This is a genomic window from candidate division WOR-3 bacterium (genome assembly GCA_039802205.1).
Lineage (GTDB): Bacteria > Hydrothermota > Tepidihabitantia > SM23-42 > JAOAFX01 > JAOAFX01.
In genome coordinates, this window is record JBDRWD010000018.1 from 1 (window position 1) to 14,709 (window position 14,709).

10 protein-coding genes and 1 tRNA gene are annotated in these 14,709 nt (G+C 39.2%); all 11 read left to right on the plus strand.

Annotated features, from left to right (window positions below; all coding sequences use genetic code 11):
• Positions 1 to 687 (plus strand): hypothetical protein (locus ABIL39_05490; protein MEO0165573.1); only part of this gene is annotated, 687 nt, incomplete at its 5' end.
• A gap of 12 nt (positions 688 to 699) precedes the next feature.
• Positions 700 to 1,911, plus strand: a complete 1,212-nt coding sequence (locus ABIL39_05495) for a metallophosphoesterase (protein ID MEO0165574.1) — start codon at positions 700 to 702, stop codon at positions 1,909 to 1,911.
• A gap of 190 nt (positions 1,912 to 2,101) precedes the next feature.
• The gene (locus tag ABIL39_05500; GenBank protein ID MEO0165575.1) at positions 2,102 to 3,037 is read left to right on the plus strand and encodes a hypothetical protein; all 936 of its coding nucleotides are present in this window, start codon (positions 2,102 to 2,104) and stop codon (positions 3,035 to 3,037) included.
• 243 nt (positions 3,038 to 3,280) lie between these two features.
• On the plus strand, positions 3,281 to 4,189 hold the full coding sequence (locus tag ABIL39_05505; protein ID MEO0165576.1) for a hypothetical protein: 909 nt from the start codon (positions 3,281 to 3,283) through the stop codon (positions 4,187 to 4,189).
• Between the two features lie 12 nt (positions 4,190 to 4,201).
• Entirely contained in the window at positions 4,202 to 5,020 is an 819-nt protein-coding gene (locus ABIL39_05510; GenBank protein ID MEO0165577.1) for a hypothetical protein, read from the plus strand.
• Positions 5,021 to 5,567: 547 nt separating this feature from the next.
• Positions 5,568 to 6,338 (plus strand): hypothetical protein, encoded by a 771-nt coding sequence (locus ABIL39_05515; GenBank protein ID MEO0165578.1) that lies wholly within the window; start codon positions 5,568 to 5,570, stop codon positions 6,336 to 6,338.
• Positions 6,335 to 10,513 (plus strand): C25 family cysteine peptidase, encoded by a 4,179-nt coding sequence (locus ABIL39_05520; GenBank protein MEO0165579.1) that lies wholly within the window; start codon positions 6,335 to 6,337, stop codon positions 10,511 to 10,513. Before ABIL39_05515 ends, ABIL39_05520 begins: the two co-directional genes overlap by 4 nt.
• On the plus strand, positions 10,510 to 11,583 hold the full coding sequence (locus ABIL39_05525) for a T9SS type A sorting domain-containing protein (protein ID MEO0165580.1): 1,074 nt from the start codon (positions 10,510 to 10,512) through the stop codon (positions 11,581 to 11,583). The genes ABIL39_05520 and ABIL39_05525 overlap by 4 nt, the downstream gene beginning before the upstream one ends.
• Positions 11,584 to 11,835: 252 nt before the next feature.
• Positions 11,836 to 11,909: transfer RNA gene (locus tag ABIL39_05530), tRNA-Arg, on the plus strand.
• A 37-nt stretch (positions 11,910 to 11,946) separates the two neighbouring features.
• A complete protein-coding gene (locus ABIL39_05535) occupies positions 11,947 to 12,606 on the plus strand; it encodes a tetratricopeptide repeat protein (protein ID MEO0165581.1) in 660 nt (219 codons plus the stop codon).
• Between the two features lie 34 nt (positions 12,607 to 12,640).
• Positions 12,641 to 14,707, plus strand: coding sequence for a glycoside hydrolase family 57 protein (locus ABIL39_05540; protein ID MEO0165582.1), 2,067 nt, complete (start codon positions 12,641 to 12,643; stop codon positions 14,705 to 14,707).
• Positions 14,708 to 14,709 lie beyond the last annotated feature (2 nt).

The window sequence follows — 14,709 nt, forward strand, 5'->3', positions numbered from 1 at the left end:
GCTAATTGCTATAAAATGGGGGTAAACATGGGAAAGGTTATCTTTTTTGCATTTGTTTCTTTTGTAGTGTTGACAAGCCTCTGTTTTGGGTATGGAGATGTGCTTAAAACTGAGGCGAAGCCTTCGTTAATGTATGGCAATGGCTTTCATAATCAACCACTGACAGTGCTGAATAATTTTCAATTACAACCACTATCTTTTTATGCATCTTATAAAAGACCACACTTTAACTCTTTTATTACAAATGCCTTAATAATGCAAGCAGAAAATGAAACTCTACAGCCAAAGACATCCTTCTGGAAACAGGCAGGGATTTATGGGCTAGAATTCGCTAGTGGTAGTGGAGTGAGTTTTTTATCTTTTTGGTATATAGCAAGAAACCTGTATGCTACTTCATTTCAAGAAGGGGCGCAACCTTCGGACTATTTTCTTCTATCGGGAGCATATATAGTTTCAGGGTCATTGCTTCCAGGACTGACAGTCTCACAGATTGGGAGATTATTTAATCAAAATGGTTCTTGGGTGAAAGCATCAATCGGTAGCGGTGTGGGTTCTATAATATCTCTTCTCGTACCATTTTGGTGTTTCACCCAATTTAATTTAAGTGGTTCTGAAGTCCTCCGCTTCCATATTCTTATGGCCACCACTTTACCACCCACCTTGGGAGTGATAGGTTACAATTGGTAAAAGGGGGTATACATGAAAATAAAGGCAAAAATTTTTGTCCTTCTTTTTAGTGTAGGTATAAGCTTCGCAGAACCGTGGTCTTTAAGAGTAATCGTGAAACATCCTTATCTCAGTGACCATTATGATAGTTTAGGAAACTTGGTTCTTGATAGCCTTGTGCGAGACAGGAGGATTGTCACAACAATTTATAACTCTGGTCTTGTAGATAGTCTTGCATCTGAGAGGGTTACTAATGATTCTGGCGTTGCTATTTTTGATTTCAGTCAGTGGCATGATGGCAGTGTAGTTGACTCTTTCAATATAGGACGAATAGATATTTCATTTCCAACTACTTACGAATGTATAGAAGTAGGAGGAAGAATTACTTTCAGAAAACTACGATATGAAGCAATTCCTTTTATGGGGCGACATTTTGAGGAAATTGGTATTGTATTGCCTACTTTGACTGTTAATCTTAACGAATACACGATAGGGGCTGGCAATTTTGAGTTTGATTTTGTAGTATTAACCGATATCCATATTAATGAACTGGGGGAGCAGGACTATGACTTTGGCAGTGACGGATATGACGACTACGACGATAATCCCTACGAAACAGGAGTTCCAATTTCAAATTTATGGAGTGCGGTCCTTTTTATCAATGAGCAGTTACTACCGTCGTATCCGATAAAATTTATTGTCTTGACCGGGGATATCACAAGTAGTTCAGAAAGGTCAGAGTATGAACGGACTAAGACACTTCTTCATCAACTTACTGAGTATTCCCCGTCCTATCCATATGATAGAATTTTTTATATTCCTGTTATGGGGAATCACGATGCCTGGCCCTATACGCCAGATGGTGAAATGCCAAGTTCGGATGTCACTATTGGTGGATATTTTCACGATGCATTTGTGAAACAGTATGACAGTCTAAAATATTTCTTCCCTATAGCTAACTATCAAGAATCTAACCTGTTGCGGTCCCCAACGGATATCACAGGATACGATTGGCCCAGTTATTATTTCAATTTTGCCTTTGATTATCACCAATACCACTTTATTTGCACCGATTTCAACACACGTCAGCATGCTATCATCGGATACGGAATTTGTCCATGGGCAGATGTATATAGGGACAAACCCTGGGGTTATACTTGGAATTGGTTGCATAATCAAATTTCAAATCAAAAAATGGTGATATTCGACCACCAATCCATACCGGGGGCATGCCTCTTGCTTTAGCACCGGAGAAATACACGAAATTGCTGAAGCGGGGCTTTTAAATAATCATCCTCCAGCCCGCTCAATAGGTGGCCATCTGCATAGCAATGATGTCCGATGGGTTCTTTGGGACGATGACACAATCTGTTATTGCTATACTTTAGAAGCACTGAAGGAGGGTGAACTCCATTTATTTCATATCAGGGATTCTGTGAACCTTATTATCAGTCACCCCGAAGGCAATTTGGTACTCCCTGTAACTGTTTATTTTCAAGCAAGTTACAGTTATGTAGGTAGTTACAATGCACTTTATAATTATTACTGGGATTTCGGTGATGGAACATATGGATATACCTTAACACCGACTCATATTTACCACCTTACGGCAACTTTAGATACATGTTTTAAAGTGAGTGTCTGTGTTACCAAAGTTGATGGGCGAAGAGTTTATTGTGCAAAAATGATAAAGGTTACTGCCTCCCCCTATAATTTCCATACTGTCTATGTAAAAGAGGATTCGGTGAAGTTGGTTTGGGATTTTGACCAACCGAGTAAAGTCCAATATTATATTGTCAAACGGAATGGTGTAGATATTGGGCATCCCACAACAAAAGAATTCATTGATACACAAAATAATGGATTACAACGGGGTCAAACATATAATTATGAAGTTTCGGTTCATTATAAATCTTGGGTAGGGCATGCGGATTCGCCAGCGGCAAAGTTATATGGGGTCCAAGTTTCTTGGGTTGATGCACCGACATTGCGACAGGCTGTTGAGGTTCCACCAAACCAGGTTCAAATATCCTGGCATAATAATTCAATTTATGCCCAAAAATATATTGTTCATCGCTGGAATGATATAACCAATCAATGGCATTATGGGTATCATCAGGCGAATAGTCCAATTGAAACTTTCTTTGTTGATAATGTTGAATGGCTGCATAAATACAAATATGTTGTAGTTGCCAGGGCAACAAACGCCTCTTATGATACATCTGCCTGGTCAAATGTGGTTGAGTATTCTTGTGGTGTGCTTGCCCAGTCAAATTATTCCAGGATGTCGGCGTATAATAATGGGGCGAAGGTGTTAAGATATGGAATAACGCTCAAAAATCAACATTTTTGGGCAGGCGGAAAATGTTGATTTTTGTTTTTTATATGCAAAAACTATGCCTGAAATTTTTTGTGAAATGTCACTTTACCCCTTGACAAATGCTTTTTTTTAGTATAATGTATAGTAGAAAAAGATTATTAAAGGGCTCAAAATGGCTAAAGAAGGCAGAACTGCAAAGAGGCAATAAAGAAGGGAAAAAGGGAATGAACTTGCAGGAATTGCAGTATCGCTTCGCTTGCAGGAAATGTTTTGCTTTGCAAAAAGGGGGTAAAAATGGGTAGGGTAATTTTTTGTGTAAGAGGAATGGTTGTAATTATTTTATTATTGGTAGGTATCTCTTGTCCGAGATTCAAAAGGAATCCCAATTTAAGACTTCTCTTGAAAGAAGAAAATTATAGTCTTTTGAATCCGAGATGGACGAGGGGTGGATGGATATATTATATTAGATGCGACCATGAGAAGGATGGGGAGTATGGACCTGGAGAAATCTGGCGCATTAAAGACGATGGTCAATCAAACGAACTTGTATTTCCTGAATCAGCTATCAATATGGATATCTCACCAAGTGAAACACTTTTAGCTGCTTTCACTTCAGAGCCTTATGGAATGTATTCGCCGCTGATTTTGTATAATGTTAAAACAGCAGAGATAAAAACTTTAGCAAATGGCTATTATCCTTGTATTGGACTACAATTTGGCACTGCGGATACTCTTGTTTATTATTCTGATAGATATGGACTTTATAGAATCAACCTCAATAATAATGTTGATACCTTGATTATCTCAAGCAATATAGGGGCTTTTAGTATCTATAATGATTCATTAGCCTATTATGTCCATACAAATACACCCGCAAAGGAGTACGTTGTAGATATCATAAATAACGTAATTTTGTATGAATTTTCAGAATTTGGCAGCTTATGCGTATCTTTTTTCCCTTATTCTTCTGATTCAATCATCACTGCTTGGGAACATAGTGGGATTTTTATAATCAGTATAAGCGCCCGTGAAAAGACTGAATTAGACGTACGGCCATATGAAGTTACTGTTTGGGCCGCTTTGGGGAATTGTATTGATTTTAATCCATTAGATTCAGACCAAATTGTGTTCTGTGCAGCAAGAAGTTGTCAAGAAGGTTTTGTTTATGGCGGTTTTGAATTATGGATTCTTGAGAAATTTTAGAGGAGGTGTAAAATGAGAAGCATTAAATTATTGGTTTTATTAGCGTTTGTGACAAACGGTCTTTATGCCACTGTTATTTTTCCTAAGCCACTTTATCGGGTATACTTAGATTTAGTGCAGGGTAAACCTCATATTGGGGAGGAATTTACCTTGAGATTGAGTGTCAAAGCCTTGACTGATGCACCGCGTACTGAAATTAAATGGCATTTTGGCAATAGACATATAAACTTACTTTCTGCAAACCTTGCCGATACTGTCTCATTAAATGCTGGCGACTCGGCTAATTATAATTATATTCTGCAAATTGACAAAATTGGCTTCTATGACATTGCTGTGGAGTTTTCTTCTTTAGATACCGTTCACAAAAACCTCTGGCATGAAGTTGCACATTACTACATTTCGGTCTATACGGATACAATTTTCTATGGCGCAACACCATCAGCGGATGTGCCTTATAATTATGAAATTCCAGATTCTATTATCGCTGAGATAGAAGATAGTTTAAATAACTGGGGAGGTGCACTACCAAAATCTCTAAAAACATTGCGAATTTATGGAACTGTAAGGTACCGAAATAATGACACAAATACCAACGATGTAGTTCCTGGAGTTCTTATGATATTGTGGACACAGTATTTAGGCTCACAATTCCCAACACCAATTGCAAGTTGGTATACTGATGCCAATGGTTATTATGACAAAACTTTTACTCTCTTACCCTGGTTTTATTGGGTGACGATTCATTCTACAACTTTAGACGGACATGTGGGTGGTTTTATTTGGCCTACTGGTTTACACTTTCCAGCCTGCTTTAAAAGTGTAAACTTCTGAAATATAATAATGGTGTGTTTTAAAAAGGGCATTTCTATCAATTTTTGAAAATGGGGATAAAAAATGGCAAAAATTTATAATGTTAGAAATCACGCAAATGTAGGCCAGGCTTGCATCCGGAAGGGGTGCGTTTTGGGTGTTGACAAAAAAAAAACATGAATATAATAGAGTATAATTATAAAAGGCAATATAAGGCGAAAAAAGGCTAAAGAGGGCGAAAAAGGGAAAAGAAGGGTGAAAAGGGGTGAAGAAGTGAATAGTTCGTGAAACGCTTACCGTGAATCGTGGAACGATTTAACAAGGGTGGAAAAGGGAGAATAAGGGTGAATAGGGGGAAAGAAGGGGAACAGGATAAACCAGAGAAACTAAGAAGACAAGATAGACCGGATGGAATGGTGCAGTATCGTCCGCCTTCGGCGGACTTGCAGGAAGCGAAAAAGTGATGAAACAATTTGTTAACAAATCAATTGAATTGGGAAATTGGGGTTTGAGTATTGTTTGGAATTTGGTGCTTGGAATTTGGGATTTGACTAACAAGGGGGTAAAAATGGGTAAGATTATCCCTTTTGCATTTGTTTCTTTTGTAGTGTTGGTAAGCCTCTGTTTTGGGTATGGAGATGTGCTTAAAACTGAGGCGAAGCCTTCGTTAATACGGAACTTTCAAAAGTTTAAAAGTTTATACCTGTCCTCAAGGTCTGTCCCAAGGTCGACTTATAGATTGCTTTTCAGCAACAGTGCACTACCAGAAAATAAATTAAATAACAATTCTGAGAGTAAATTATCAATAGGAATAAAAACAGGTTTAGGATATAATTACCTTCTTAAACGCGTGATAAGAGACTCTACTCAACAGTTAATTATAGGATTATCTGCGAAGCAAAAAATTACTGAGTTTATGGATATTGAATTTGCTCCGGCCTACCAATACATTAAATCAGTAGATTTTGGTGAAGGGTTTACGGGTGTTTATTATTTAAATAATCTTCTTCTGCCGATTGGAATAGATTTCAAGTTTCTCAAGAAGGGTTTTATCACATTAATTTGGAATGGGGGTGTTGAACCTCTTGTTGAGTTTGATGGTAATTGGGAATTGTGGTTGGAAGATAGTCTTTTCTCAAAAGGTAAAATTGAGCATTGTGAAAAATTCTTTTACATCTATACTGGCTTAGGCGGGGAAATATATATTTCTCCACGAGTTCATATTCAACTTGGGTTTTGTTTGGGGTATTCTCTCACGCGGGCAGTAACTCATGTCATAAGTAATTATCCTTTACGGTTATATTTGGGGGTTATGTATTTCCCAGGAGGTAAACAATGAAGAGAACTTTGATTTTGATATTTACAATATTATGTTCTTTCTCAAATGGTAAAGATTGGATCAAATTGGAGGGAACGGGTCAAGAATGTTTAATTAATGTAATACATTCGGATGACTTTCAAACATCATTGGAAATTGCGGTGCCTGGTTTCTACAAAATTGATACTGTGATTAATAATACTGAATACAATATTGTCGACATTCCTAATACCGGCGTTTATCTCAGGGAAGGTCTACCGATGGTACCAGCGATTTACAAAATTATTGCAATCCCATCATCTAAAGATGTAAAAGTAACACTTGTAGTAATCAAAGATACTTTATTATCTGATTATTGCCTCATGCCAGCTCAAAGGCCTCTACCTGAATTTGTACCAGACAGCTTTATCATAAATGATAGTCTCTACAATCGGGATATTTATTACCCAGAGACATTAGCATCATATTATGGTCCAGCACTGTGGCGTGATTATCGAGTTATCCAATTACAGGTTTACCCAATACAATTTAACCCTCTAATAAGAAAGATACGTATTATCACAAAATTTAAAGTGATAATTGAATACGTTGGTTTAAATACCGGCAACAACCCTATCTTACCTCCAAGGCCAACCAAAACATTCACAAAACTCTACAAGAAGTACATCCTAAACTATGATGAGTATATTGGTGAACGGACCGAATGGGAAGGAAGTTATCTGATAATTGTGCATGATATTTTTTATGAGGCATGTTTACCTTTATTTAGTTGGAAATCACGGCTCGGGCATAAGGTAGTTATTAAACCTCTCTCTGAAATTGGTTTTACCACACAAGCTATTTATAATTATATTAAGCATGCTTACGAGAACTGGAGTATTCCTTTGGAATATGTTCTTTTTATCGGTGATGATAATTATCTGCCAGCCTACAGATACAATGATCCTAATTACCCCTATAATCCAATACCAACCGACCATAATTATTCCCTTATTGCTGGTGATGATTATCTTTCTGACATTTTTATCGGTAGGTTACCCGCTGGCAGTAGTTCTGAAGCCACGAATATGAGAAGTAAAATTATGCTTTATGAGGGTGGGAATTTAACCGGGGATTGGTATAAGCGTGAGACAGGAATTTGTATCACGCAAAGTGGTAGAATTTTTGATTATACGATTGGTGTTGTTAGACAAATGTTATTAAGCCACGGTTTTTTACAGGCGGATAGTTTAAATCACCCATCACCCATTGCAATCGCCGATTCGATAAACCGGAATCGTAATTTTGTTGTTTATCGTGGCCATGGTGATACAACAGAATGGTCATCTGTGGAATTTACAACAGCTCATGTACTTAATAACTTAACAAATACTAATTCTTATCCTGTTGTAATTGCTCCCACTTGTCTTGCAAATAATTTTACCTACACCGGTCATTTTTGTATGGGTGAGGCATTTATGTGTCAACCAAAGGGTGGGGTTGGGTACTTTGGCGCTACAAATATTAGCTACTCCTTTTACAACGATACCCTAACAATTGCAATTTTTCACGCAATGCTTGAGGATTGTATTACAAATTTGCAACCCGCTTGTAACGATGGGAAAATGCATGTTATAAATTATTATGGTGCAAACGACCCCCAAGCAAGAGAAACCGCTTATCTAATGAATCTCTTAGGTGACCCTTCTTTAGAAATGTGGACTGATATTCCAAAGATATTATCCCTTGATTGGCCGGGAAATGCTGAATGGGGTGAAACCTATCGAGTTTATGTGCATGACCCACAATATAATCCAATAAAAGATGCACTTGTGTGTATTTGGAATAAACAAGGTTGGCCTAATGGTATTCATCTTACTGGGTATAGCGGAGCCGATGGATATGCATATTTAGGGCCGATTCCCAGCGGATTCTATGAAGGACCGGCAAATTTAACTGCTTCTAAGCATAATTATCGTCCCAAATTACTGGATATAAACATTGTCGCACTAAAAGGACCTTATTATCTCGTTGCATCTTCGCCTGATATGATTTCGATTAAGTTAAACTGGCAGGATTTTTCTGGTAGAGAAGCAGGGTTTATTATTGCACGAAAAGTTGACGATGGTCAGTGGAATTATAATTGGAAAGATATCCCCCAGCCGAATTTAACGCAATACATTGATACCGATGTTCAATTTTGTCACAAATATACATATATGGTCCGTTGTTATGATGCAGGGTATCAGCATTTATCTCCTTGGTCTAATGAGACACACGCCGTCTGTGGTGCACTTGCCCAGTCAAATTATTCAAAAATGTCGGCGTATAATAATGGGGCGAAGGTTGCGAAGTATGGGAATAATTTGTATGTGGCGTATACAGGGGGAGATTGGGGTTGCGGGACCAGGCATGTTTATTGTCTCCGCTCAACAGATGGTGGGAATAGTTTTGTGCGGGATGAATTGCATAAAATGTATGAGGAGGACAATAGAAAGAGCCAGCCTGCTATTGCAATAAGCAATAATGGTATTCCCTATGTAGTTTGGGGCTCAGTATATTGGAGCAGTAGTGGGAAAGGAACTGCAGGATGGTTTCGCAGTTATTATTGCGCATATTACACGAACAACAACTGGCAAATTGGAGAGATTTACAGTCAAAAATTCAGTGAAGATCCAAACTGGACACCGCCTGAAGATTACATTGGGCATCCATCACTATCTTTGACATCCGATAGTGGGTATGTAGCCTTTAAGTTTCCTATGGGCGGGAATTTACATATTGTGGGGTTCCTACTAAGCGATCCATATTCATCTGCAGATTCAACTGTGCCCAATACATCATCAATAAATCCTTTCCCTTCTATCGGTTATGATAAGGGTAATCCGAGTAATCCAGGGGATGATAGGATTGTGGTTTTAGTGCATGAGTCTCAATCGTATACATTAAAATTGTATTATCGAACAATCGGGTCTACTGACTGGCACCCTGTTCCACTTCCCGATGTTTATGGTAGTTTCGGTTCACCTTCGCTCTGGGCAGGGCAGAATGAGCTGAGGATTACTTTTGAGGGTGGGAATTATAATACACAACAAGAAGGGCTTTTCTTTTTGTGGATTCCCTGGCAGAATAATACCAATACCTATGATGTGAATCAGCCCATTGAATTGGTAAGTAGTAATTTTGATTATTACGATGGCATTGAGGGTTATAGTTATCTTGCAGGAAAGGATGTGGTTTTGTGGAAGGCAGGGGATGATATACATTATGCGCGGAGGCTTGGAACTGGAGAATGGCAGGATTTAGGAAATCTTTCGCAATCCGCAGATGTATCTTCTTATCCTCAAGGGGTCGTCTTTGGCAGCAGCGCCTTAGGACAGAAGTTGTTTGCTCTCTGGACTGAAAAAGTTGGAAATAATCATTATCTTGTGCGGAAGGTAGTTAATCTGCCACCGGCTTATCAGTATCCAGTGCTTGCTGTTGCCCAGTCTGATATCCCTGAGGCAACGGGATTTAACAATTCAAGGCGGTTGATTCGGGATGCGAGTGGAGTTTTGCATCTGGCATTTACAAGCGGGAATAATATCTATCATACTTTCTTGCAGGATACATCATGGGCAGAGCCAGTTCCAATCGGTGAAGGTAAATACCCTGCACTCGCAATGGATAACAACGGCAAAATCCATTGTGTCTGGTCTTACAATCAGGGGATGCCGTATTTTCTTGAGGAATTAAGATATAGTTGTTTTGATGGTTCTCAATGGTCTTCACCCATTCCTCTGATGCATACCTATAATTCGTTCTTCTGGGGTATTGGTGCACCATCATTAGCAATAAAGGATTCTTTTGCCTATATCACCTTCAAGTCCTACTTTGGTCCAACCTATCATCCAGAACCAGGCGGACCTGCACCACAGGTGATTGTCCTTGAATCAAGGAATTTAATCTACAGCAAATTCAATATAAATAATCCATTAGCATTTACCCCTCAATCCATTGATGCGATAAGTATCACACCGACTCCGTATGACCCTTATGTTTATCAGGATTCATTACTGCCATTGCTCATCTCTCCTTCTATTACCGTAGACTTAGCAGGTATTCCCCATATCCTCTGGGAGGGTGATTCAACGAATATGAGATATTATACGATTGTTGATACGAATATTACCACCAAATCTTTGATGAGAATGTTGATTTTCCATTTATTGGGATGAATGGAGACCAGATTCAATTATTCTATACTGCAAGGGATTCAATCAGGTATAGATATTCCTGGACTGGGACAGAAAATTTGAGCCAGACCTGGAGCTTGACGACCGGAGACCCTGAAACGAGTTCAGGGCAAGTTTCAAGTGGTCAGTATTTGGCCTGGACAAAGAAAGAGAATGGATTATCTCATTTATATTACGGTGCAATTCCGGCAAGTGGCACAATAAATCCAATAGAAGTCAACTATTCTACAGATTTGATTTCTTATCCCCAGATTCTATTCAACCCAAAGCCTCCATCAATTGACCTGGTCTGGACCGAGTATAGCGAGATTGATTCAATCGGAACAATCTATTATCTCAATCTGCCAATAACTGAGGTTGCGCCAAAGTATGCCTTTGATATGGGGACTGAAACCCCGGTGCCGATTCTGGTCCAGAGAGACCGGTATAAGGTATTGGGGACTGAAGACTATAAGACATTTGACTATGACAGCACTGAATTGGTCTATCATTTGACTCTCCATTCACCACATACAAAATATAAGGTCCGCTGGACCTGGTATCATGAAGAAGGAAACAAGATACACCTACAGTTCAATATTGATGATATCTTTCACCATAATAAATGGGTAAAACCAGGAGAAAAAATAATAGAAGAATCCTGGATTCCTGATGCCTGTATTCATGACAATGAGATTACGATAAAAGTAAAACTCTTAAATGGCACGGTTGCAGTCCTTTCAGGATTTGAGATTTATGCAGAAGAGGTTGGTGGTGGTGGTCCACAGGGTGAAGAGACAAAACTTACGAGTCCGTTTTACTTTGACAGGCTATATCCCAATCCAGCAAAAGGTGTAATAAGGCTTCGGTTCAATTCCCCGGACGAGCGTAAAATCACAATCAAAATTTATGATGTTTGTGGCAGGCTTGTGAATGAAAAGAATATAATAAAGTCCAAGATTGGAATGAATGAACTATTGATTACACCAAAAGATCTATCCGCTGGTGTCTATTTTGTTCGGCTTGAAACCGATGGTTATCAGAAAGTAGAAAAAGCCATTCTTCTGCGTTAAACGGTAGTTGCAACCTTCAGGTTGCGCTACCTTTCTTAGCGCGGGCTAAAGCCTGCGGCTACCATTTTACCGATTGCCACCCGAGAGAGAATCACTAAAGTGTTGCCCTACAAAAGTACCTAACGCTAAATCATTGATTACCCTTACAAATTTTGTCCATGAGTTTAATCGTTACTTCATAAGATATAAAAAACTCATAGCATCGAATTGTTGACTTTTGTTGTAATTTTTATATAATTTGACAATATCTGTGCCCCTGTAGCTCAGCAGGATAGAGCAGCGGTTTCCTAAACCGCAGGTCACCCGTTCAAATCGGGTCAGGGGTATTTACGGGTAACTGACGATAATCTATAAGGAGAATTTATGAAAGATATGAAAAGAGGCGTGAAGAGTGAGGATTCTTTCCAGCGCACGATGGAAAGAGTGATAAAATTTATCGTGCGCCATCGCGAGACCGCCACCTGGTTGGGTATTGGGCTTTTGGCAGCAATTTTTATCATAGGGTATCTCTTATACCCCCAGGAAAAAACAAATCCGGAGGCTGAACTCCTTTATACCCAGGCAATCAATCTGGTGAGCATGGGGCGCTTACAGGATGCCGAAAACTATTTTTTGCAATTGACTGAGAAATTTGGTAACACTCGTCCAGGAAGAGTTGCTTATTATTATCTGGGTGTGATAAATTATAATACGGCACGCTTCAGCGAAGCCCTTGATTACTTTGATCGATTTTTATCGAAAGAAAAAAGAGATCCCCTGTTAACGCCATCTGCCCAATTTGGTGCTGGTTGTGCAGCGGAGGGCTTAAAAGATTATGAAAGGGCAATGAAATATTATGAAAAAGTTGCAAAAAACAAAAAATCCCACTTCTATTTCTTAGGCATGCTTGCCTGGGGAAGAATTAATGGGATATTGGGTAATCCTGAAAGAGCTCGGGAGATTCTAAAAAAACTTCTTGAACAAAATCCACCGCAGGATATCACCAATGATGCCCGGTTCTATCTTGGTTATTTTAACCGATAGCCCAATCGATTCAATTCTTCAGGCTTAAGTATCTATGAATAATCTTTCCCTCGCATTTTTATGGCATTTTCATCAGCCGATCTACTCCACACCTGACGATAATGTCCTGCCCATGCCTTGGGTCAGACTCCATGCAATCAAAGATTATTTAGATATGCTGAAAAACTTGCAGAAATTCCCGATGCTTACTGCTACCTTTAATTTTACCCCTTCACTCCTTTTACAGATTAAAGAATATAAAGAAGGAAAAAGCACCGACCGACAATTTCTGCTTTTCCGAAAACGGGCCGAAGACCTGACGCTTGAAGAAAAAGTGGAAATCTTAAAAGATTTTTTTCTTGCCAACTGGGAAAAGATGGTCGAACCTTATCCCCGGTATTTCTCTTTGTTGATGAAGCGAGGAAAAAAATTGGTTCCCGAAGAATTACCGAGTGTTGCCGAGAGTTTTACCACTGATGAGTTCCGAGACCTCCAGATATGGGCGAATCTCGTCTGGATTGACCCACTCTTTCGCGAAGAGATAAAAGAGCTTTATCAGAAAGGAAAAAATTTTCGTGAACAGGATAAAGAGATAATCATCAATCTCCAGAATAAAATCATCGGTTCATTGTTTGATGAATATAAGAATGCCTATCAATCTGGACAGATTGAATTGACAACCTCGCCATTAGCCCATCCGATTCTGCCCTTGCTAATCAATAGCAACCTGGCAAAAATCTCCACTCCTAATCTGGAAATACCCTTTGAGTTCAAACATCCGGAGGATGCCCGTGCTCAGATATTGCAGGGACTGAAGGTATTTGAAGATATCTTTGGCTTCCGGCCTAAGGGACTTTGGCCCTCCGAAGGAAGCGTCTGTGCAGAATTGATACCCATTTTATCTGAACTCGGTATTGAATGGATTGCCACTGATGAAGAAATCCTCGCCCGTTCCATAAATATTTCATTCAAGAGAGATGAACACGGTATACCTAATCAAAGCCACCGCCTCTATCGCCCATGGCAGATAGGCAATGTTAAAATATTTTTCCGCGATCATCTATTATCCGACCGGATTGCCTTTGTCTATAACGGCTGGGAAGCCGAGAAAGCGGTGGAAGATTTTATTACCCGGATAAAACAGATTGCCGGTTCCCTTTCGCCGACTGAGAAATATATCCTGCCGGTAATCCTTGATGGCGAAAATGCCTGGGAGTACTTTGATAACGATGGCACGGAGTTTTTAAATCTGCTGTATCAGCGCCTGAGTGAAGAACGAATTCCCACAACGACATTTTCCAGATTCCTCAGCGAATATCCCTCACCTGTGAACAATCTTACCAATTTGTTTCCGGGCTCCTGGATTGGTGCCAATTTTAATATATGGATTGGTAAATCTGAGGATCATAAAGCCTGGTTGATTATCAAAAACTTACGCGAAAAAATAGTGGCTTCCGGAACTCAGGATAGCCAAATCTGGCAAAGACTTTATTTTCTTGAAGGGAGTGATTGGTTCTGGTGGTTTGGTGACGATTTCTTTGCGGTGACGACGGAGATATTTGATGAGCTATTCCGAAAAAATGCCCTCTGGATTTATCAAAGGTTGAACATGGAACCACCCCATGAACTATTTTTACCAATAAATCCTCAATCAGAGATTGCGGCAACCCAACCCATTGATTGTATCACACCTACCATTGATGGAAAATTGACTTTTTTTTATGAATGGTATAACGCGGGTTATCTGGACCTGCAAAGGACCGGAGGTACGATGCAACGGTTTGCCGGGCTTTTTGCCAAGGTTTTCTATGGTTTTGATGATAAAAATTTATATATCAGATTTGATGTGGTAAATCAAGATATCAATCAGTATGAATATGAGATAAACTTTGAAAAGCCGCCAGGCTTGAAATATGTCTTAGGTATTGCTGAAAATGTGACTTTTAAAATTGAAGAAATTGCAGAGGTTGCAATTCCATTGGATAATTTAAATCTTACAGAGGAAAAACATGTGGAGTTCGTAATCAAAGCCCGGGAAAAGGGTAAGGAAATTGACCGCACACCGCTTTTAAAAGTCTCCCTCACCAAAAAAGATATCATTTTGAAAAACTGGACTGTATAAGT

Excerpts from the sequence above, each read along its gene's own strand:
- ABIL39_05540 (MEO0165582.1), top strand. The coding sequence starts at position 12,641 with ATGAATAATCTTTCCCTCGCATTTTTATGGCATTTTCATCAGCCGATC.
- ABIL39_05495 (MEO0165574.1), top strand. The coding sequence starts at position 700 with ATGAAAATAAAGGCAAAAATTTTTGTCCTTCTTTTTAGTGTAGGTATA.
- ABIL39_05515 (MEO0165578.1), top strand. The coding sequence starts at position 5,568 with ATGGGTAAGATTATCCCTTTTGCATTTGTTTCTTTTGTAGTGTTGGTA.
- ABIL39_05535 (MEO0165581.1), top strand. The coding sequence starts at position 11,947 with ATGAAAGATATGAAAAGAGGCGTGAAGAGTGAGGATTCTTTCCAGCGC.
- ABIL39_05525 (MEO0165580.1), top strand. The coding sequence starts at position 10,510 with ATGAATGGAGACCAGATTCAATTATTCTATACTGCAAGGGATTCAATC.
- ABIL39_05510 (MEO0165577.1), top strand. The coding sequence starts at position 4,202 with ATGAGAAGCATTAAATTATTGGTTTTATTAGCGTTTGTGACAAACGGT.
- ABIL39_05505 (MEO0165576.1), top strand. The coding sequence starts at position 3,281 with ATGGGTAGGGTAATTTTTTGTGTAAGAGGAATGGTTGTAATTATTTTA.
- ABIL39_05520 (MEO0165579.1), top strand. The coding sequence starts at position 6,335 with ATGAAGAGAACTTTGATTTTGATATTTACAATATTATGTTCTTTCTCA.